The organism is uncultured Bradyrhizobium sp. (assembly GCF_947648125.1).
Taxonomy (GTDB): Bacteria; Pseudomonadota; Alphaproteobacteria; order Rhizobiales; family Xanthobacteraceae; genus Bradyrhizobium.
Genome location: NZ_CANSMR010000008.1, coordinates 70,407 through 89,134, shown reverse-complemented (window position 1 = coordinate 89,134; position 18,728 = coordinate 70,407). Strand labels below are relative to the sequence as shown.

20 protein-coding genes are annotated in these 18,728 nt (G+C 64.9%); 10 read left to right on the top strand and 10 right to left on the bottom strand.

The annotated features are described in order from the left end of the window. Window positions 1–170: 170 nt before the first annotated feature. The 4 genes from Q0030_RS16660 to Q0030_RS16645 all read left to right on the top strand — a co-directional run bounded on the left by Q0030_RS16660 (window position 171) and on the right by Q0030_RS16645 (window position 3,582). Entirely contained in the window at window positions 171–695 is a 525-nt protein-coding gene (locus Q0030_RS16660; RefSeq protein ID WP_298369046.1) for a PaaI family thioesterase, read from the top strand. Further along, window positions 692–1,954 carry an MFS transporter gene (locus Q0030_RS16655; RefSeq protein WP_298369043.1) on the top strand — a complete coding sequence of 421 codons (1,263 nt, stop codon included), beginning with the start codon at window positions 692–694 and terminating at the stop codon, window positions 1,952–1,954. The genes Q0030_RS16660 and Q0030_RS16655 overlap by 4 nt, the downstream gene beginning before the upstream one ends. Window positions 1,955–2,039: 85 nt before the next feature. After that, complete coding sequence (locus tag Q0030_RS16650) at window positions 2,040–2,744, top strand: helix-turn-helix transcriptional regulator (protein WP_298369040.1); 705 nt, start codon at window positions 2,040–2,042, stop codon at window positions 2,742–2,744. 73 nt (window positions 2,745–2,817) lie between these two features. Then, on the top strand, window positions 2,818–3,582 hold the full coding sequence (locus Q0030_RS16645; protein WP_298369037.1) for a sulfite exporter TauE/SafE family protein: 765 nt from the start codon (window positions 2,818–2,820) through the stop codon (window positions 3,580–3,582). Window positions 3,583–3,678: 96 nt separating this feature from the next. Here the strand turns inward: Q0030_RS16645 and Q0030_RS16640 are convergent, their stop codons facing one another. Beyond that, window positions 3,679–3,945 (bottom strand): hypothetical protein, encoded by a 267-nt coding sequence (locus tag Q0030_RS16640; RefSeq protein ID WP_021078341.1) that lies wholly within the window; start codon window positions 3,943–3,945, stop codon window positions 3,679–3,681. Window positions 3,946–5,129: 1,184 nt separating this feature from the next. Here Q0030_RS16640 and Q0030_RS16635 point away from each other — a divergent pair. Further along, on the top strand, window positions 5,130–5,549 hold the full coding sequence (locus tag Q0030_RS16635) for a hypothetical protein (RefSeq protein WP_298369034.1): 420 nt from the start codon (window positions 5,130–5,132) through the stop codon (window positions 5,547–5,549). Here Q0030_RS16635 and gatB read toward each other — a convergent pair. The 6 genes from gatB to gatC all read right to left on the bottom strand — a co-directional run bounded on the left by gatB (window position 5,471) and on the right by gatC (window position 10,897). Further along, window positions 5,471–6,958 carry an Asp-tRNA(Asn)/Glu-tRNA(Gln) amidotransferase subunit GatB gene (gene gatB / locus Q0030_RS16630; RefSeq protein ID WP_298369033.1) on the bottom strand — a complete coding sequence of 496 codons (1,488 nt, stop codon included), beginning with the start codon at window positions 6,956–6,958 and terminating at the stop codon, window positions 5,471–5,473. The genes Q0030_RS16635 and gatB overlap by 79 nt on opposite strands. 106 nt (window positions 6,959–7,064) lie before the next feature. Next, window positions 7,065–8,426, bottom strand: a complete 1,362-nt coding sequence (locus Q0030_RS16625) for a patatin-like phospholipase family protein (RefSeq protein ID WP_298369543.1) — start codon at window positions 8,424–8,426, stop codon at window positions 7,065–7,067. Between the two features lie 163 nt (window positions 8,427–8,589). Then, entirely contained in the window at window positions 8,590–8,871 is a 282-nt protein-coding gene (locus Q0030_RS16620) for a hypothetical protein (protein WP_298369030.1), read from the bottom strand. Between the two features lie 3 nt (window positions 8,872–8,874). Next, window positions 8,875–10,350, bottom strand: a complete 1,476-nt coding sequence (gene gatA, locus Q0030_RS16615; protein WP_298369027.1) for an Asp-tRNA(Asn)/Glu-tRNA(Gln) amidotransferase subunit GatA — start codon at window positions 10,348–10,350, stop codon at window positions 8,875–8,877. After that, complete coding sequence (locus Q0030_RS16610) at window positions 10,347–10,589, bottom strand: hypothetical protein (protein WP_173642511.1); 243 nt, start codon at window positions 10,587–10,589, stop codon at window positions 10,347–10,349. Before Q0030_RS16610 ends, gatA begins: the two co-directional genes overlap by 4 nt. A 20-nt stretch (window positions 10,590–10,609) precedes the next feature. Next, the gene (gene gatC, locus Q0030_RS16605) at window positions 10,610–10,897 is read right to left on the bottom strand and encodes an Asp-tRNA(Asn)/Glu-tRNA(Gln) amidotransferase subunit GatC (RefSeq protein WP_298369021.1); all 288 of its coding nucleotides are present in this window, start codon (window positions 10,895–10,897) and stop codon (window positions 10,610–10,612) included. A 362-nt stretch (window positions 10,898–11,259) separates the two neighbouring features. On the opposite strand from gatC, the gene Q0030_RS16600 reads away from it, so the two are divergent. Further along, entirely contained in the window at window positions 11,260–11,436 is a 177-nt protein-coding gene (locus Q0030_RS16600; protein ID WP_298369019.1) for a hypothetical protein, read from the top strand. On the opposite strand, the gene Q0030_RS16595 is transcribed toward Q0030_RS16600, so the two are convergent. After that, complete coding sequence (locus tag Q0030_RS16595) at window positions 11,427–12,506, bottom strand: nitronate monooxygenase family protein (RefSeq protein WP_298369017.1); 1,080 nt, start codon at window positions 12,504–12,506, stop codon at window positions 11,427–11,429. The genes Q0030_RS16600 and Q0030_RS16595 overlap by 10 nt on opposite strands. Before the next feature lie 115 nt (window positions 12,507–12,621). After that, window positions 12,622–13,695 (bottom strand): nitronate monooxygenase, encoded by a 1,074-nt coding sequence (locus tag Q0030_RS16590; RefSeq protein ID WP_298369014.1) that lies wholly within the window; start codon window positions 13,693–13,695, stop codon window positions 12,622–12,624. A gap of 58 nt (window positions 13,696–13,753) precedes the next feature. Here Q0030_RS16590 and Q0030_RS16585 point away from each other — a divergent pair, with 58 nt between their 5' ends. From Q0030_RS16585 to Q0030_RS16575, 3 genes are all read left to right on the top strand, one after another. Beyond that, window positions 13,754–14,641: a LysR family transcriptional regulator gene (locus Q0030_RS16585; RefSeq protein WP_298369012.1), complete on the top strand. Its 888-nt coding sequence runs from the start codon at window positions 13,754–13,756 to the stop codon at window positions 14,639–14,641. Between the two features lie 75 nt (window positions 14,642–14,716). Further along, window positions 14,717–15,199: a Holliday junction resolvase RuvX gene (ruvX, locus tag Q0030_RS16580; RefSeq protein ID WP_298369010.1), complete on the top strand. Its 483-nt coding sequence runs from the start codon at window positions 14,717–14,719 to the stop codon at window positions 15,197–15,199. Window positions 15,200–15,201: 2 nt separating this feature from the next. Continuing rightward, window positions 15,202–16,128 (top strand): AEC family transporter, encoded by a 927-nt coding sequence (locus Q0030_RS16575; protein WP_298369007.1) that lies wholly within the window; start codon window positions 15,202–15,204, stop codon window positions 16,126–16,128. A gap of 47 nt (window positions 16,129–16,175) precedes the next feature. Here the strand turns inward: Q0030_RS16575 and Q0030_RS16570 are convergent, their stop codons facing one another. Continuing rightward, window positions 16,176–17,387 carry an ABC transporter substrate-binding protein gene (locus Q0030_RS16570; protein WP_298369004.1) on the bottom strand — a complete coding sequence of 404 codons (1,212 nt, stop codon included), beginning with the start codon at window positions 17,385–17,387 and terminating at the stop codon, window positions 16,176–16,178. 447 nt (window positions 17,388–17,834) lie between these two features. On the opposite strand from Q0030_RS16570, the gene Q0030_RS16565 reads away from it, so the two are divergent. Beyond that, complete coding sequence (locus Q0030_RS16565; RefSeq protein WP_298369002.1) at window positions 17,835–18,452, top strand: TetR/AcrR family transcriptional regulator; 618 nt, start codon at window positions 17,835–17,837, stop codon at window positions 18,450–18,452. The last annotated feature ends 276 nt before the right edge of the window (window positions 18,453–18,728 follow it).

Below are 18,728 nucleotides of genomic sequence, written 5' to 3'. Positions count from 1 at the left end.
ATTTTCTAATCTCAATCGCGCAGCAAATCTGGTTTGCCAACGGGGCCTTGCCGGCGCTCAATCAGCCTACCGTAACGCCGAGAGCTGCGTCAACTCAGAGAGATTCGGGCCAATTAGGATAGATTTTCTAATCTTTATCATGGCTCGCGACGGCGGCTCTCGGTTCCCTAATGGAGCCGGAACAGGACATGACCGAGGTCCCATACACACTCGCCCTGCACGAGATCGGTGCGGGCAGCGATACCCGCCAACGCGTCGACCGCATCAACGCATCGCAACCCGGCAGCCTGCCCGGCCTGCTGGACTTTCAATGGCTCGAAGCCGAACGCGGCCTCATCCGCGGCCGCTTCGAGATTGCCGCAAAGCACTTCTCGCCGCACGGGCTCTTGCACGGCGCAGGCATCGTCGCGCTGGCGGATACCGCGTGCGGCTTCGGCTGCCTCGCCTCCTTGCCGGACGACGCGATCGGCTTTGCGACCGGAGAGTTGAAGACGAACTTCATCGGCATCGCACGCGAAGGCGGCGTCAGTTGCGAAGCGCGCCTCGTTCATGCCGGACGCACGACCCAGGTGTGGGATGCCGAGATCCGCAGCGAGGCGACGGGCAAGGCCATCGCGCTGTTTCGCTGCACGCAGATGCTGCTCTATCCGCCGGCCAAGGCGGGCGGCGGCGCATCACAGGGAGAACGATCATGAGGAACGCCGTCATGCACGCCGGTTATCAGAGAGCAAAGCCGTTCTATGGCTGGTATGTCGTCGCAGCAGCGTTCGTCGTGACGTTCGTCGGCTTCGGCAGCGCCTACACGTTCTCGTCCTTTGTCGAGTCGCTGCAGCGGGAGTTCGGCGCCTCGCGAGGTTCGGTCTCGCTGGTGTTCTCGTTCGCGGGCTTCCTGTATTTCGGTCTCGGCATCGTCTCCGGCCCGCTTGCCGATCGCTGGGGCGCACGCAGGCTCGCGGTCCTTGGAATGGCGCTGGTCGGTCTCGGCATGGTGCTGGCAGGACAGGCGCAGACCATCCTCCAGGTCTACGCCGCCTACAGCATCGGCATCGGCGCGGGCGTCGGTTGCGCCTACGTTCCGACCTTGGGCGCCGTGCAGCGCTGGTTCGTCAGGCGGCGCGGGTTTGCGTCGGGCCTCGCCGTCAGCGGGATCGGAGTCGGGACACTGGTGATGCCGCCGCTCGCAACCTGGCTGATCACGAGCCTCGGCTGGCGCGATGCCTATGTCGTGCTGGGCGTCGTCGCCGCCGTCGCCGGGATCGGCGCATCGCTCCTGATCGCCGACGATCCGCGCCGCTATGGCACCGGACCGGATGGCGATCCGCTTGAAGCGGTTTCGGGCGCGCCGCTCCGCCAGGGCGTCTCGATCCGCGGTGCGGTGCGAACTGGCCGGTTCGCCGGGCTCTATGCGGCCTGCCTGATCAGCGCGTTCGGGGTGTTCGTGCCCTTCGTGCACCTGGTGCCGTTTGCCGTCGACCATCAGGTGGCGCCGACGCTCGCCGTGCTGCTGCTCGGGATGATCGGTGTCGGCAGCACCGCCGGCCGCTTCTTCCTCGGCGGCATCGCCGACCGGGTCGGCCGCGATGCGTTCCTGGTTGCGATGTATCTCGGCATGGCCGTCTCGCTGGCGATCTGGGCCATCGCCGACACCTTCTGGTCGCTCACGGTCTTCGCGCTGCTGTTCGGCGTGTTCTATGGCGGCTGGGTGGCGATCCTGCCAGCCGTGGTCACCGACCATTTCGGCGGCCGCAATGTCGGCGGCATCATCGGCATCCTCTACACCAGCGTCGCCTTCGGCACACTGCTGGGTCCGAGCGCTGCCGGCTTCGCGTTCGACGTCAGCCACAGCTACTTCATCCCGGTGGCGATCAGCGCAGCCGCCAACCTCGTGGCCGCCCTCATCGCTGTCGCGACGATACGAACGGCCTCGCCGATGGCTTCAGTCGCGCGGCGGTGACGTCCCATGACGGTCGGTGACCCCCGTGCTACGCTCAGGGATCACCCACCCCTCGGTTCGAGCCTCTGTGATCCCCCGGTTCGCCATGACCAAAGCCTGGACCTACCGGCGCGCCGACAGTGACGACATCGTCGAGCTGGCGTCGTGGCGCGGTGCCGGCTCGCTCGGCCTCCGACCGCACTTCCATGACGAGAGCCAGATCGTGCTGGTGCTGTCGGGGTCGCGCGCCTTTCGCATCGACGGCGCGACCGTCACCGTGCCTGCGGGCCATGCCGCGCTCATCCCGGCGGGAATGCTGCATGCACCGATGGCGACACCGGGCGCGGAGACGGTTTGCCTGAATGCCTATGTTCCGGCGAACCGCGCCTGCTCGTCGCTCCGGATCATCAGTGTCGAAAACCGCTGGCGGAGCATCGACGAGATATCGCCCGCGCACATCAGCGAGATCGCCGACGACACGCTGTCGCGCGTGCCGTCCCGCTCAGCCGGGCACACCGGCAGAGCCAAGCTCAGCACTGCCTTGACGGAGAGCCCCGAGCCGATTGGTGAGATTGCCGCGAGCTTCGGGCGAAGCCGCGAAGGATTCAGCCGCATGGTGAGGCGCGAGCTCGGCGTCGCGCCGCACGCCTTCCGCCTGCTCGCCCGGCTCAATCTTGCCCGGCGGCTGCTGCGCGCCGGCGAGCCGATCGCAGCCGTTGCGGCGGATGCCGGCTTTTCCGACCAAAGCCACCTCACCCGCCTGTTCCGCCGCACCTTCGGCACGACACCGGGCGTCTACTGGCGCGATTGAAGCAGCGTCACAGACGTTCCAGACCGGCCACTGCTCCGGCCACTACCCTGCTCACCCTGCAAAGGGGTGAAGGATGGATACCCAGACAAATGTTCTGCTGCTCGCGGCCGGTGGCGCGGGAGGCGTCATCAACGCATTGGCGGGTGGCGCGACGCTCATCACGTTTCCAGCGATGCTCGCCGCAGGCCTGCCGGCGGTCATCGCCAATGCGTCGAATGCGGTAGCGATCTCGCCGGGGCATTTGATCGCAGCCCTTGCCGATCGCGGCAAGCTGCCGTCGCCGACGCGGCGCACGATCAGCTTCGTCGCCGTCTCGACCGTTGGCGGCGCAGCCGGTGCCGGCGTCCTCTTGTTGCTTCCCGAGCGGCTGTTCGTGCTGCCGGTGCCGGCCCTGATTGCATTCGCAACGCTGCTGTTTGCCTTCGCGCCACAGATCCAGGCGTTGACTACCGGACATCAGAAAGCCGCAGCTCTGCCCTCGACCGGCGCAAGCAGTGCGGTGCTCGGACTGGCGTGCGTGTATGGAGGGTTCTTCGGTGCCGGGCTCGGCGTCATCCTGACCGCGGTGCTGTCGATCACGGAACCCAACGACATCAGGGCGATCAAGGCATTGAAGAACCTGCTGGCGACCTGCGTGTCGCTCGCCGCCACATTGATCTTCATCGCGCAAGGAGCGGTACGGTGGCCGGAGACCTCTGTGATGCTGCTCGGCGCCATGATCGGCGGCTATACCGGAGGCCACCTGATCCGGATCCTGCCGGCTCACATCGTCCGGCAGTTCGTCATCGCCGCCGGAGCGCTGATGACCGTGATCTACGCCGCGCGATACTGGTTCTAGATGGAGCGAGGGAGCCGAGGCTCCCAGCTCGAGCTGTGCGTTTTCGAGCGAAGGGGACTACCGGTTCGCGTGAACAAAACGCGTCAAAACGAATGCTTAGTGCGTCGTCATCCAGGCGCGCGCTTCGCGCTGGGCGGCAGCGATCTCGACGTCGGACATCTGCTCGGCGACTTCGCGGCGGTGCGCGATTGCGTCGGTACGTCCCTTGAGCGCCGCCAGGTTGAACCATTTGTGCGCCGCGACGAGGTTGACCACGCCGGAGCGGCCGCTCGCCCAATACATGCCACGCTCGAACAGCACATCCTGGATTGCAGTCGCAGCAACCGGGACAGCGCTTTCCTGATCGATGACCCCCTGAAACATTGTCGTCATTCCCCTTTTTGTTGTTGGCCGCCCTCCCCCGAGCGCGGCCCCCGTCCACTGTTGAAACGCCTTGTTATCCCCGCGCTGATCCTGGGATCATGCGCCGCGCCGATCCTGGGATCATGCGCTCGCCGTTTGCCGGCTTGTTGGGATGATCATGGCCCATCAAATTTGAAGAGCGGTTTAAGTATCGCGATGAACGGGATGTAAATCGGGCCCGCCGGGCGCATTCCCCGGAATCGCAGAAGTGCCTGTGCCGCAGGCATTTCCGTGCATTCGTGAATGCCGGTTTACCCTGGTGCTTCGGACATCGATAACCATTGCGGACAATGGCCGCGGGCGCCGGCCGGTCCCGGCCGCCGACGCAGGTGATCAATCGATGAGTTGACGGCGGGCCGGCACGTCCGGCGGACGGTGTACGAAGCCGCGGTACGGGCGCGCGCACAAAGAACGCGAGGCCATCAGGCCCGACGTCGATCCAGACAATGGGATGTGGAAAGTGGCTGCCGGGCGCGGACTGCGCGGGCCGCCGGAACGAGGGGGTCGGCGAACACGTCAGGACCAGATTTCAGCTCGGCATTCTCGCCGGTGAAATTGCGGAACCGAGCCGGCCCCGCACCGAACGAAGAAATCTCTGTTTCTTCTGCCGGACCGCTTTTGGGAAGGTTGCCCTCTCCGAAATTCGATCCAGCCGTTTGACCTGATGTCTCGCCGACACCCTCTTTCGTCAGCCAGAGCCTTGGGGGTGGGATGTGCCTCTCAGCAGTCCGTCCGCTGGCTCTCGCGACGTGCCGGCATCAAGCCGCCGGCAATCCTCTCAAGGCGAGAGGCTTACTTCTTCTTGGCGACCTTGCGGGTCTTCTTCGCAGTCTTCTTCACTGCGCTCTTCGCCTTCTTCGCCTTCTTCGCCTTCTTTGCCTTCTTAGCCATGTTGCCCTCCAGTATGTGAGATGGCTCTCGCTGCGTGCACTCGGGAATCGATATGCACTACTTCCCGAATACACCAACAGACCGAAAAAAACAGTGTCCCGCTTAAGGAAGTGTTGACGCAGCGGTGGCAGTGCGCACAGCGCGCGTCACCGATCAAATCGGCATTGCGTTCACGCGACGATGCAAGAAATGCAGCAACGGCCGACATCGGCATTTGTCAACGTTGCAGGAAACGCCCGTATTGCAGGCACTTCTTGAATTCGCATTCGAGCAATCGACGCGCGATCGTCATTGCGTTGAGTCGCAAGCCGCGACGAAAAGCGCCGCGTCGCGGACGCCGAGTCGTAATTTTTGGCAACGAAAAAATTTTCGTGGGTAAGACGACTTTTGCCTCGTTTGAGGTCGCCCGGACCGAATTCGCGAACGAATCGCAGCTTCGGCGATTCGGCGCGGAAGGCGTCAGTGCGACCGTCGCGGGAGGGTGTGAGGCAGGATCACGCCGCGTTCACGCGCGCGCGACGACGCCGATGGTGATGTCGCGAGAGCATGATCCGACTGGATCATGCGCCAAGGACAACATCATTGTCCTGTTCGTTCAGACGCCGAGCTTGGACTTCAAGAGCTCGTTCACCGCCTTCGGGTTCGCCTTGCCGCCCGACGACTTCATCACCTGACCGACGAACCATTGAAGGGCCGCGGGCTTCGCCTTCGCCTGCTCGACCTTGTCGGGATTGGCCGCGATGATGTCGTCGACCACCTTCTCGATCGCGCCGAGGTCGGTGACCTGCTTCATGCCGCGCGCCTCGACGAGCGCGCGCGGATCGCCGCCCTCCTGCCAGACGATCTCAAACAAGTCCTTGGCGATCTTGCCGGAAATCGCTCCCTCGCCGATCAGGTCGACGATCGCGGCGAGTTGCTCCGCCGACACCGGCGAGGCTGCGATCGCCACGCCTTCCTTGTTGAGACGGCCGAACAGCTCGTTGATCACCCAGTTGGCGGCAAGCTTGCCGTCGCGCGCCTTGTCGGCGAGACGCGCGAGCACGGTCTCGTAGAACTCCGCGCTCTCGCGCTCGGCGACCAGCACGCTCGCATCATAGGACGACAGGCCGAAGCCCGTAATAAAACGGGACTTCTTCTCGTCCGGCAGTTCCGGCAGCTGCGCCTTGAGTTCGTCGACGAAGGCCTGGCTGAATTCGAGCGGCAGCAGATCGGGATCGGGGAAGTAACGGTAGTCGTGCGCCTCTTCCTTGGAGCGCATCGAGCGCGTCTCGCCCTTGTTGGGGTCGAACAGCCGGGTTTCCTGGTCGATCGAGCCGCCGTCCTCGATGATCTCGATCTGACGCCGCGCCTCGTATTCGATCGCCTGGCCGATGAAGTTGATCGAGTTCATGTTCTTGATTTCGCAGCGGGTGCCGTACGCGGTCTCGCCGTAACGGCGCACCGAGACGTTGACGTCGGCGCGCAGGCTGCCCTTCTCCATGTCGCCGTCGCAGGTGCCGAGGTAGCGCAGGATCGAGCGCAGCTTGGTCACATAGGCCTTGGCCTGCTCGGCATCGCGGATATCGGGCTTGGAGACGATCTCCATCAGCGCGACGCCGCAGCGATTGAGGTCGACAAAGGACATCGTCGGCGACTGATCGTGCAGCAACTTGCCAGCGTCCTGCTCCAGATGCAGCCGCTCGATCCCGATCGTGACGCTGCGGCCGCCATCGAGCTCGAGCACCACCTCGCCCTCGCCGACGATCGGCGACTTGTACTGGCTGATCTGGTAGCCCTGCGGAGAGTCCGGATAGAAATAGTTCTTGCGGTCGAACACCGAGCGCAGGTTGACCTGCGCATTCAGCCCGAGACCGGTGCGCACCGCCTGGCGGATGCACTCCTCGTTGATCACGGGCAGCATGCCCGGCATCGCGGCATCGACCAGCGAGACATGGGAATTGGGTTCGCCACCGAACTCGGTGGACGCGCCGGAGAACAGCTTCGCGTTCGAGGTGACCTGGGCATGGACCTCCATGCCGATCACGACCTCCCAATCGCCGGTGGCGCTCTTGATCAGTTTGTGAGGGGCGGCAGATGCGGTCATGGATCTCGGTTTCCGGACAAGTGATATCTGGGATGGATTGGGCTTCGCGCAACCGATCGCGTCAGTCAAGCCGCCTTGCGGCCCGCACCGGCGCATCCGGCACGGATCAGAGGCCGCGGCGGAACTGCTGATAGGCCTTGCTCGAGCGCAGCGCGTCCGCGCCGCCCGTGATCAGCTGGTCGACCTGCTCGGGCGGCAGCGAAAGCCGCGTCGGGATGGCGTTCAAGATGCCGGCACGCTCCGGTCCGAGCCGGTCGAAGCCGAGCCGCTCGACATAGATCGCGACGTCACCGCATTTCCAGCCGGCGCCGACGCCGAGCCTGGAGCGATCCGCCGCCGACAGGCCGCAGCGCCAGCGCTTCAGCTTGCCGGACCAGTCGTTGGCGAGCGACGTGAAGGCGGCGTAGCTGGAGCGCACGCTGGCATCGATCGCGGTGTCGGCAGCCGCCGACACCAGCTCGACACCACTCGGCCCTTCGAGCGTCTGCACGAAGTCGCCGGAGATGCCGCGGCCGGCATCGACCACCAGGAACAGGATACGCCTGAGCTTGGCCGCCTGCCGTTCGCTCAGCGGCTCATAGGGCCGTTGCGCGGCGAGCAGGCCGATACTCAGCCCCGACAGGCCGTAATTGTCGACGAGGCCGCCATCGAGCAGCTTGACGTAGCGCATCGAGCCGTCGCGGTAGCGCGCCTGGGCCTCGGCATAGGAGCGCAGCAGCGGCTGCGCATTCGGATCGTTGCGCACCCGATCCAGCCAGGGCGGCAGCGGCGCGGCGCAGCCGCCGGGATAGGTTTGCAGCACGATCGGGGCGAATGCCAGCGGCACCGCGGCGGATGCCGCCACAGCTTCGGCGACACGATAGGAGCGGATGTCGCTGCACAGCGCATCGAACGACGTCTTGCCGAACACGAACGGCGTGCGGTTGTAGATATCTGACGCGTTGATCCAGACCCGCGGCCGGCGGTCGTCCGGCAATGCCTCGAACCGCGCGCCGTCGAACAGGTTTTGATCGAGCCAGTCGGTGAACTGGCTGTCGTTGACGCCGCCGCCCAGCGCGCGCCCGATATTGCCGAGCGAGATCCTGGTCTTCAGCCCCTCCTCGGCGTTGCGCAGCAGGAAGCGCTCGCGGAAATCGTCGAGCGCCGCGCGCCGCTTCAATCCGAAATAGGCCGCGGTGACCGATCCGCCGGAGACGCCGGAGACGAAGTCGACGCGGTCGAGCAGCGTCTTGGTGCCGGCAGCGCTGGAGCGCACCCGGTCGAGTTCTTCGAGCACGCCGAACGAAAACGCCGCGGCGCGCGTGCCGCCGCCGGAGAACGACAGCGCGAGCAGCAGATCGTCTTCATAGCTTGGAATATCGCTGACACCGCTGGTGTCGGCAGCCGCGGCGCCGAGCGGTACGTTGCCCGGGAGATTGTAGACGGTTGCACAGCCGGCAAGGCCCACCGCCACCGCAGCCACCAGCAACGCTGACAGCCATCCCCCTATGCCCGACCCACGCACGAATACTCTCTTTGCCGCTAGCCCCGCCCGTTCCACCAGCCTATCACGGCCAATCTGGGCGGCGGCATGGCGGCCGAAACAGGGTTAATGCTCGCGGCGCCAAGACACCGCACTTGGCACCGGTCCTTCAGACCAAAAGTGCGGAGACGATCCGCTCCCACTCGGCCTCAACTGTGTCCTTTGCGACCGGCTGGCCGGCCCGGCGATACCAGTAGCCTGCATTGCCGAGATCGCCCTCGACGCGATGCAGATAGGCATGCACCCAGGCCGAATTGGCGTCGCTCTCGTCCTGCACGATGCGGTGCGCCTGATCCCAATCGCCCTTCCTCGCCCACCACAACGCGGCAAGCGGCGGCGACAGCGCCGCATCAGGCGCAGCGTCAGCGAGACTGGCGCGGAAATCCGCCATCGTTCACCACCATTTGGGCGCCGCGAACCGGCCGGCCGCCTGCTCGATCACCTCGCCGAGCGAGAACAGCGTCTCCTCGTCGAACGGACGGCCAATCAGTTGCAGGCCGAGCGGCAAGCCCTGCGTGTCCTTGCCCGCGGGCACCGCGATGCCCGGCAGGCCCGCCATGTTCACGGTCACCGTGAAGATGTCGTTGAGATACATCTCGACCGGATCGGCGCCGCCCTTCTCGCCGATGCCGAACGCCGCCGACGGCGTCGCCGGCGTCAGGATCGCATTGACGCCCTTGGCGAAGCAGTCCTCAAAATCCTTCTTGATCAGCGTCCGCACCTTCTGCGCACGCAGATAATAGGCATCGTAGTAGCCCGCCGAGAGCACATAGGTGCCGATCAGCACGCGGCGGCGCACCTCGTCGCCAAAGCCGTCGGCACGAGAGTTCTCGTACATCTCGATGATGTTCTTGGCCGGCTCGCGCAGCCCATAGCGGACGCCGTCATAGCGCGCGAGGTTCGACGAGGCCTCCGCCGGCGCCACGATGTAATAGGCCGGCAGCGCGTATTTGGTGTGCGGCAGCGACACCTCGACGAGTTCGGCGCCGGCGGCCTTCAGCCACTGCGCGCCCTCGCTCCAGAGTTTTTCGATCTCGGCCGGCATGCCGTCGAGCCGATACTCCCTAGGGATGCCGATCTTCATGCCCTTCACGGACTTGCCGATCGCGGCCTCATAGTCCGGTACCGCGATGTCGACCGACGTGGTGTCCTTGGGATCGTGACCGGCCATCGAGCGCATCAGGATCGCGGCGTCACGCGTCGTGCGCGCGATCGGGCCGGCCTGGTCGAGCGAGGATGCGAAGGCGACGATGCCCCAGCGCGAGCAGCGGCCGTAGGTCGGCTTGATGCCGACGGTCGCGGTGAACGCGGCGGGCTGGCGGATCGAGCCGCCGGTGTCGGTCGCGGTTGCGCCCATGCACAGCAGCGCCGCCACGGCCGAAGCCGAGCCGCCGGACGAGCCGCCGGGCACCAGCGTGGTGTTGGAGCCCTCGCGCCGCCAGGGGTTGGTGACCGGGCCGAAGCACGAGGTCTCGTTCGACGAGCCCATCGCGAACTCGTCGTTGTTGAGCTTGCCGAGCAGCACCGCGCCGTCGCGCCAGAGCTGCGAGGTCACTGTGGATTCGTAGGGCGGAATGAAGTTGCCGAGGATCTTCGAGCACGCCGTGGTCCTGATATCGCGGGTCGCGAACAGGTCCTTGATGCCGAGCGGGATGCCCGCCAGCGGTCCGCCCTCGCCCTTTGCAATTTTCTCGTCGGCGGCCCTGGCCATTTCGCGCGCCCGGTCCGGCGTCTCGAGCACATAGGCATTGAGCACGCGCGCGGCTTCGATGGCAGCGAGATGCGCATCGGTCAGCTCAACGGCGGTGAAAGACTTGCTCGCCAGGCCCTCGCGGGCCTCGGCGATCGTCAGCGATGTCAAATCGGTCATTTATTGATCGGGCTGCAGAAGAACGGAGACAGGGTCTTGTCGTTGGCGGGGTCGTCTTGCCGGGGGCTCATATTTCTCTGGGCATTTTCCTTGGCACGGGCGGCATCGAGCGCCTCGAGATGGTCGAGCACGGCGTCCATCGCCGCATTGGGGTCGGCGACCTTCCCCTTGCGCTCCATCGCATCGAGGAAGTCCATGTAGGCCTTGTAGGCCTTCTCATCGTCGCAGAGCAGACACATCGGACTTTCCAATCAGGACGTTACTCGACCACCTTCGGCACCAGGAAGAAGTGGTTCATCGCATCAGGCGCATTGCGGACGATGTCGTCGGCGATCTCGCCGTCGTTGACCACGTCGGCGCGCTTCTTCATCTCCATTGGCGTCACCGAGGTCATCGGCTCGACGCCGTCGATGTTCACCTCCGACAACTGCTCGACAAAGGCCAGCATCGCGTTCAGCTCGCCCTGGAGATGGGGAACTTCGGCGTCGCTGACCGCGATCCGCGCCAGATGCGCGATGCGGCGGACGGTTGTGGCGTCTACGGACATTATATAGGGCCTCGGGGCTCAAAGGTCAGCCCGCCGTATAGCAGAGGCCGGTTTTGCGCCGCAACCGCGCGAATCCCTCAGCCCGGGGCTTCGGCACCCCGCCGGGCGCCCCGGGCGAGACATTCCGGCGCGCATTCGGGACGCAAAAGCCTGCGACGAAACCACTTTGCGGCTGCCACGAAGTGGTGCCGAAACATTCAGGGCGCCTACTCCCTCCAAATAGAAAAAGTTCGGAGTGCGTCATGCAAACGCTGGAAAGCCGCCCCCGGTCGGAGGGCTGGGATCCCGCCCTGTGGTCGATCGGCACGGTGCTGGGGATCGCGATCCTCTACGTGGCCTGTCTGGTCTGAGCGAGGCGAACGATGGCCAAGTCCCGGGCGAAAGCTCTGCAGGAAAAGGCCGAGATGTTCGAGCGCCGCGCCGAGAGCGCCGCGGATCCGATCTCCCGGCAACATTACAAGGAAATGGCCGCGCATTATCGCAGGCTCGCGACCGAGCATCTGGTGATCAACCGGAGCGAGCCGGCGCGTCAGGCCTGAGACAGAGCTCCCATCCGTGCCAGTGCACCGCCCGCCAGTACGCGGGTCAGCTCGGCGGCAGGCATTTCCTTGCCCATCCGCACCGCCTGCCCGGCCCAGAGATTGGTGAAATCGACCTTGCCGAGTTTTTCGGCAGCCGCCTTCAGCGGCCCGAGGGCGGTCGCCGCATGCGGGAACGCCGGCGCGTCTGGTGAGATCGGGCCGACCTCGCGCATCACGCGGTTGGCGACACCCCGCGCCGGACGGCCGGTCATCACATTAGTGATCACAGTCGATTCATCGCTGGCCTGTGCCAGCGCGACGCGGCCCTGCGCGGACACCTTGGATTCCGGACAGCGCAGGAACGCGGTGCCGATCTGCACGCCCGATGCTCCGAGCGCAAAGGCCGCGGCGATCCCGCGTCCGTCGGCGATGCCGCCGGCCGCGACGACCGGCACCTTCACCGCATCCACCACCTGCGGCAGCAGCGAGAACGTGCCGGGCTGCTCGGCGATATCATTGGTCAGGAACATGGCGCGATGGCCGCCGGCGTCGGCGCCTTGTGCGATGACGACGTCGGCACCGTTCTCCTCGAGCCAGATCGCCTCCTTCACTGTCGTCGCCGACGACATCACGATTGCGCCCGCTGCCTTCACCCGCTGCAACAGCTTTGGCTCCGGCAGGCCGAAATGGAAGCTGACGACCTCGGGCTTCAGCTCCTCGACCACTGCGCAGAATGCCGCGTCGAACGGCGCGCGGTTCGCGGCGTTGATCGGCGCATCCGGATCGAGGCCATGTTCGCGATAGTAAGGCCCCAGCCGCTGCCGCCATGCCGCCTCGCGTGCCGGATCGGCGTCGACCGCCTTGTGGCAGAAGAAGTTGAGGTTGACCGGCGCACAGACGCGCTGGCGGATGATGTTGACCTGCTCACGCGCCTTCTCGGCCGAGAGCATCGCACATGGCAGCGAGCCGAGCCCGCCGCCCTGCGCCACCGCGATCACGAGCTCCGCATCCATCACGCCGGCCATCGGCGCCAGCACGATCGGGAATTCGGTCTTGAAACGATCGATCAATCGACGGTCCGGCCACATGGTGTGTCTCTTTCCTGGCTTGCTCAGAAGACCCTCTCCCCTTGTGGGAGAGGGTGACTTCGATGCGGAAGCATCGAAGTCGGGTGAGGGGTTTGTCTCCGCGGACACCGACCCCTCATCCGGCGCGGACTTTGTCCGCACCGCCTTCTCCCACAAGGGGAGAAGGGAAAAAGTTGCGCCGGCCCTGCAACGACTGCTCGGCCTCGGCGACGATACGGCCGACGATCTCGGCCGCAGGAACGATATCATGGATCAGCCCGACGGACTCGCCGGCGAACACCGCGGCAATGTCGAAATTGCCCGCGGCCCTCGCGGCGGCGTATTCCACCGCGATCTCGTCCGCGCGCTGCATCAGTTCGATCTCGTGGCCAGACCAGCGTCGCAGATGATCGTTGGCAAGCGAACGCGCGGTGAATGGCGCCGGCCACTGCAATTTGCGCGACCAGTCCATCACAACGCCACGCACCGTCTCGCCGCTCTTCGCCGCGCAGATCAGCTGCTTCGCCTTCTCGGGCGCATCGGCCTCGACGCTGGCATAGAAGCGCGTTCCCATCAGCACGCCGGATGCGCCGAGCATCATCATCGCCGCGAGGCCACGCCCGTCCGCGATGCCACCGGCCGCGACGACGGGGACGCGCCCTGCCGCGAAATCGATGATCGCAGGGACGATATCGAGCGTGGTGCGCGAGGCGCCGTGACCGCCCGCCTCCGTGCCCTGCGCGATCAGGATGTCGGCGCCGCAATCGAGCGCTTGTTGCGCCATCTCCTCGCTTTGCACCTGGCAGATCAGAAGCGCACCTGCGGCCTTGATCCTGGGCGCGAACGGTGCGGGATCACCGAATGACAGCATCACCGCGCGCGGCCGCGCCTCCAATGCGATCTCGATCAGCTCCGGCTGCCTGGCAAGGCTCCAGGTGATGAAGCCGATCCCGAACGGGCGGTGATATCGCCTGAGCACCGCCGTCTCCGCCTCAAGCCAGGCTTTATCTCCATAGCCGCCACCCAGAATGCCGAAGCCGCCCGCGTCGCTCACCGCCATCACGAGCCGGCTTGCCGTGATCATCGCCATCGGCGCCGCCAGGATCGGATGCGTGATGCCCAGACGTGCCGTCAATTCGGTGCCGATCGGCATGCGTTGCTCCCTGATCTGCTTGCTGTTCTGGACTCGCAGCCTAAGCGGGCCTAACATTCTCGGAAAATGAATACTAGAGAACGCTACCATCTCTAAAATGAAACGGTGATCCCAGATGGAATTGACCGACCTGCTCACCTTTTCCACGGTCGCCCGGCTCGGCGGCATCACCCGGGCTGCCGACGAGCTGAACACCGTGCAGTCCAACGTCACCCAGCGCATCAAGGCGCTGGAGGCCGAGATCGGCACCGCGCTGTTCGAGCGTCACAGCCGCGGCATGTCGCTGACCGGCGCCGGCCGCCGCCTGTTGCCGTATGCGCAGCGCATGGCGGCGCTGTCGCGCGAAGCGGTGCTCGCCGCGCGCGACGATGGCGAGCCGAAAGGCCCGCTATCGATCGGCTCGATGGAGACCACCGCCGCGGTGCGGCTGCCGACGCTGCTTGCCGAGTTTCATCGCCGCTATCCAGCGGTGCGCCTGACCTTGCGCACCGCGCCGACCGCCGATCTCGTGGCGGCCGTGCTCGACGGCTCGCTCGATGGCGCCTTTGTCGCGGGTCCGATCGAGCACGCCGAACTGAGTGCAACATCAGCCTTCACAGAGGAACTGGTGCTCGTCACCGCGCCGCGCTGGAAATCGCTTGCGGCCTTGCGAGCCGGCACGCCGGAGTCGGGTCCCACTGCGCTGGTGTTCCGCACCGGCTGCACCTACCGGCAACGCCTCGAACAGGTGTTCGCCGAGTTCGGCTGGCCGTCCGCCGCCCGCTTCGAGCTCGGCACGCTCGACGGCATGGTCGGCTGCGTCGCCGCCGACATGGGCGTGACGCTTCTGCCGCGCGCGGTGGTCGAACGCGATCACGTCCAGCGCGACATCCATATCCACAAGCTCAATCCACGGCACGCGCATGTCGAGACGCTGTTCATCCAGCGCCGCACTGCGCACCAGTACAGCGCGTTGCAGGGACTTGCCGCATGCCTTGGCGGCGACGATCGGGTGGCTGCCTGATCGGCGTTTTCGCATGGACGCCAGCCCGCCGCCGGGCTTTGCCTCGGTGCGCGGCCGCGTGCTAAGCGCAAGGCCATGCCCGCCCCCATCCTTCCCCTGATCGAAGCCGCGCCGCACTGGCATGAGCGCGGCGCGCTGGTCGGCCTCGACCTCGGCACCAAGACCATCGGCGTTGCCGTCTCCGATCCGGACCGGCGGCTCGCGACCGGCGTCGAGACCATCCACCGCAAGCAGTTCAAGGCCGACGCGGCGCGGCTGCTCGCGATCGCGGCCGAGCGTAATGCCGCAGGCTTCGTGCTGGGCCTGCCGATCAACATGGACGGCAGCGAAGGCCCGCGCGCGCAATCGACCCGGGCCTTCGCCCGCAACTTCGCCAACCTTACCGCGCTTGCGATCGGGCTGTGGGACGAGCGGCTGTCGACCGCAGCGGTCGAGCGCGAGTTGATCGGCATGGACGTCAGCCGCGCCCGCCGCGCCGAGGTGATCGACGAGCACGCCGCGATCTTCATCCTGCAGGGCGCCCTCGACCGGCTCGCGAAGCTGCGCGGGGACCGCTGACGATGGCCGTGGTGATCGCGGCGCTGCTGCCGGTGTTTTTGCTGATCGTGCTCGGCTTCATCCTGAGACGCACGCTGATGCGGCTGGACACCCAATGGCATGGGCTGGAGCAGCTCACTTACTACGTGCTGTTCCCGGTGCTCTTGGTGCAGACGCTGGTCAAGGCCGATCTGACCAAGGTGCCGGTCGCGGGCGTCGGCGGCGCGCTACTGCTCGCGGCGCTCGTGATGTGCCTGTTGTGCCTTGCGCTGCGCGGCCCGCTCGCCCGCGCCGGGGTCGACGGACCCGCATTCTCCTCGATCTTCCAGGGCGCCACCCGCTGGCAGACCTACGTCGCGCTGTCGGTGTCGGGCAATCTCTATGGCAAGGTCGGACTTGCGCTGGCCTCGGTCGCGATGGTCGCGATCATTCCGCTGGTCAACGTCTTCAGCGTCGCCGTGCTGGCAAAATATGCCTCATCCGGAAAGCGGTCCGCGGGCGCCATCGTGATGACGGTCGTGAAGAACCCGCTGATCTGGGCCTGCGTTATCGGGCTCGCCATCAACGTCATGCATGTCCCGCTGCCGAAGATCTGGCACGACGTCGCCGACGCGCTCGGCGGCTCGTCGCTGGCGATCGGCCTGCTGGTGACCGGCGCCGGACTGCATCTGGAAGGCATCTTCCGTCCCAGCCTCGCCGCCAGCGTCGCGTTGGTCCTGAAGCTGGTCGCAATGCCCGTCCTGACCGTCGCGCTCGCGGTGTGGTTCGGCGTCACCGGCGCCAATCTCGCCATCGTCGCGGCCTGCGCCGCGGTGCCGACGTCGCCGTCGGCCTATGTGCTGGCGCGCCAGATGGGCGGCGATGCCCCCCTGCTCGCCCAGATCATCACGCTGCAGACGATTTTGGCCGCGATCACGATGCCGATCCTGATCGCCGCGGTGGGACCGTAGCATGCGGCCTGCGCTTGCGCGGGCCCGGCTCGCAACGCTGATCGTCGCTATTTCCCGCTGGAACCGGTGAACGCGGTATCGAGCACGTCGCCGATCGGCTGCCAGCTGCGGCCATCAAACTGAAGCAACCGCAATTGCTCGACCGGCCGGAACTGCGTGGTGTTGATCTTGATGCCCGGGAGCAAGGCGGACGCCTGATAGTCCCTCAGCGCCGCGGCCTGCTTCATGACGTTTTCGCGCGACAGATCGTTGCCGCATTGCTTCAGCACCTGCACCATCGTTTCGGCGGCGGCATAGCCATAGACTGCGGCAGCGTCATCCTTGCCGCCGGCCTTCGTGTATTTGTCCAGGAAGCTGCGCCAGGCGCCCTGCTCATCCCTCCAGGCTGGATCGCTCGCATCCTTCAGGAAGGCGGCGGTGACGACCCCGGTCGCATTCTCCGTGCCGGCCGGCTTGAGCACCGTCTCGATCGATGACGCCATCTGGTTCACGATGAACACCGGTCGCCAGCCGTGTTCGGCCGCAGCGCGGATCACCTTCGAGGCATTTTCCGGCACCCCGGCAAACACAAAGACCTCAGCCCCCGATTGCTTCAGAATCGATATGTGGCCGTCCAGATGCTGATCGTCGGCATCATAGGCGATGTCGACCCTGATGTTGTGGGCGACGTCACCCAGCCCTTGCACCAATCCCTTGAACAATTCGCGGCCGAACTGGTCATTCTCCCAAAGCGCCACGATTTTCTTTCCGGGATAGAAAGCCTGGATGTAATTGGCGTAGATCCGCCCCTCCTCGCGGTACGAGGGCTGCCAGCCCATGGTCCACGGATAGAGCGACGGTTCGCTGAGATCCTGATCGCCGGAGGCGACAAACAGCTGGGGGACCTGCCGTTCGTTGAGATACTTTCGCACGGCGAGATTTTCCGGCGCGCCGAACGAACCGAACATCAAGAGCACATTGTCGGTCTCGACCAGAATGCGCGTGAGGTCCATGGCGTTGGACGCATCCGACAGATCGTCGTAGGACATGAAGCGGATCTTGCGGCCATTGATTCCGCCGCGTTCGTTGATCATCTCGAAATAGGCGGCTTCCGCCTTGCCGATCTGGCCGAAAATCTCCAGCGCGCCGCTATACGGCATGAGATTGCCGATGCGGATTTCAGTGTCGGTAACGCCCTCGTCGCGGACCTGCTGCGTGATGGCGCCGAGAGACGCCAGCGCGATGACGCTGGCCAGCAGCGTTCGGATCAACGGAGCCATGAGAAAAGCTCGCACGACGGCAGCCGCCGCTGCCTGGTTTCGGTCCAGCCCCGCGCTCGTTCATTGATCTGGATCATAGCACTCGGACGGGGCGCTGGCATCCCCTTCGTCGACCTTCCAATGGATGGTGACGTACCGCTGCTCGCCGAGATCATTGCGCTGCAAACGAACCTGGCCGCGTCACAATGCCGTCGTGATTGCCGCGATTGGACCTTAGGCACATGTCCTCAAAATTGCCGGCGTTGCCCTTAAGGAGCAATGTCGAAGCCGCTGTGGATGCATGTCGGCTTCGACGCAAGACCTCCGGCGCTTCGACAAAAATGACAAGGACGTTATTCACGCGAGGATTCCAGGCCCGGTTTAATTTCTGTCAGAAAAGTCAGTTTTCCTGACAGGTTGCTCGGATATGATTGAGGTGCGGCATGTAGTCAGCTCAAGGACCCCTTCATGTCATATCCCGCTGATCATCGTCATCTGACCAAAGAGAAGATCGTTCGGAGCGCTCGAAGGCTTTTCAATCGCCGCGGCTTTGACGCGGTGTCGATCGACGACGTGATGGGCGGTGCCGGGCTCACGCGCGGAAGCTTTTATAGCTATTTCAAGAGCAAGGGCGATCTGTACGCGGAAGCGGTCATCGATATCCTGAACGAAAAGCAATTGCTGGACAGCGATGGAGTCAGCGTCCATCCGCGTGCCGTCGATAACGCCGCGCAGTTTATCCGTGATTATCTTTCGCTCGAGCATTTTGAGGACATTGACGGGGCTTGTCCCCTCATTGCGTTTCCGACCGATTTCCTGCGCAAGGACGAACGCGTCCGACAAGCATTCGAAACGGTGCTCAAGGTGATGATCGACGTTTTCGAACAAGCGTTGGGGCGCGATGGCCAGATGGCTCGATATCGGGCTCACGCCATCGCCACGCTGTGCGTCGGCGGAATGGTGTTGGCGCGCTCGATCGAGGATCGCGTGCTCGCGAACGAACTACGCGACGCAGCAACGGGCATCGCACTCTCCCTTGGGCAGTGGCCGCGGTCGACGTCTGATGAGGTCCGAGGCAATGCCTGACCGGCGCGACACCGGCCGTCAAAGCGCGATGATTGAATTGAGTGATCGCGCTTCAGGTCTTTGACCGAGCACGACCTTTTCGGAAAAACAGCCATTTCCGGATCATGCTCCGGCGCTGCCAACTATCCCCATGTCCATTGATCCGCGCGAGACATCGGATGACCAAAGCTGATTTGGCGCGATTGCAGTGAATTCAACCCGATATCGTCTCGATCACCAAGCAGGGTTTCGACGCGAAACAGAGTTCCTCAGACCATCACGCGATGTTGCTCAACA

What these genes read in the sequence shown, in the direction of transcription:
- Q0030_RS16660 (WP_298369046.1), top strand. Translation starts at nt 171, where the DNA reads ATGGAGCCGGAACAGGACATGACCGAGGTCCCATACACACTCGCCCTG.
- Q0030_RS16655 (WP_298369043.1), top strand. Translation starts at nt 692, where the DNA reads ATGAGGAACGCCGTCATGCACGCCGGTTATCAGAGAGCAAAGCCGTTC.
- Q0030_RS16650 (WP_298369040.1), top strand. Translation starts at nt 2,040, where the DNA reads ATGACCAAAGCCTGGACCTACCGGCGCGCCGACAGTGACGACATCGTC.
- Q0030_RS16645 (WP_298369037.1), top strand. Translation starts at nt 2,818, where the DNA reads ATGGATACCCAGACAAATGTTCTGCTGCTCGCGGCCGGTGGCGCGGGA.
- Q0030_RS16640 (WP_021078341.1), bottom strand. Translation starts at nt 3,945, where the DNA reads ATGTTTCAGGGGGTCATCGATCAGGAAAGCGCTGTCCCGGTTGCTGCG.
- gatB (WP_298369033.1), bottom strand. Translation starts at nt 6,958, where the DNA reads ATGACCGCATCTGCCGCCCCTCACAAACTGATCAAGAGCGCCACCGGC.
- Q0030_RS16620 (WP_298369030.1), bottom strand. Translation starts at nt 8,871, where the DNA reads ATGGCGGATTTCCGCGCCAGTCTCGCTGACGCTGCGCCTGATGCGGCG.
- gatA (WP_298369027.1), bottom strand. Translation starts at nt 10,350, where the DNA reads ATGACCGATTTGACATCGCTGACGATCGCCGAGGCCCGCGAGGGCCTG.
- Q0030_RS16610 (WP_173642511.1), bottom strand. Translation starts at nt 10,589, where the DNA reads ATGTGTCTGCTCTGCGACGATGAGAAGGCCTACAAGGCCTACATGGAC.
- gatC (WP_298369021.1), bottom strand. Translation starts at nt 10,897, where the DNA reads ATGTCCGTAGACGCCACAACCGTCCGCCGCATCGCGCATCTGGCGCGG.
- Q0030_RS16600 (WP_298369019.1), top strand. Translation starts at nt 11,260, where the DNA reads ATGGCCAAGTCCCGGGCGAAAGCTCTGCAGGAAAAGGCCGAGATGTTC.
- Q0030_RS16595 (WP_298369017.1), bottom strand. Translation starts at nt 12,506, where the DNA reads ATGTGGCCGGACCGTCGATTGATCGATCGTTTCAAGACCGAATTCCCG.
- Q0030_RS16590 (WP_298369014.1), bottom strand. Translation starts at nt 13,695, where the DNA reads ATGTTAGGCCCGCTTAGGCTGCGAGTCCAGAACAGCAAGCAGATCAGG.
- Q0030_RS16585 (WP_298369012.1), top strand. Translation starts at nt 13,754, where the DNA reads ATGGAATTGACCGACCTGCTCACCTTTTCCACGGTCGCCCGGCTCGGC.
- ruvX (WP_298369010.1), top strand. Translation starts at nt 14,717, where the DNA reads ATGCCCGCCCCCATCCTTCCCCTGATCGAAGCCGCGCCGCACTGGCAT.
- Q0030_RS16575 (WP_298369007.1), top strand. Translation starts at nt 15,202, where the DNA reads ATGGCCGTGGTGATCGCGGCGCTGCTGCCGGTGTTTTTGCTGATCGTG.
- Q0030_RS16570 (WP_298369004.1), bottom strand. Translation starts at nt 17,387, where the DNA reads ATGGCTCCGTTGATCCGAACGCTGCTGGCCAGCGTCATCGCGCTGGCG.
- Q0030_RS16565 (WP_298369002.1), top strand. Translation starts at nt 17,835, where the DNA reads ATGTCATATCCCGCTGATCATCGTCATCTGACCAAAGAGAAGATCGTT.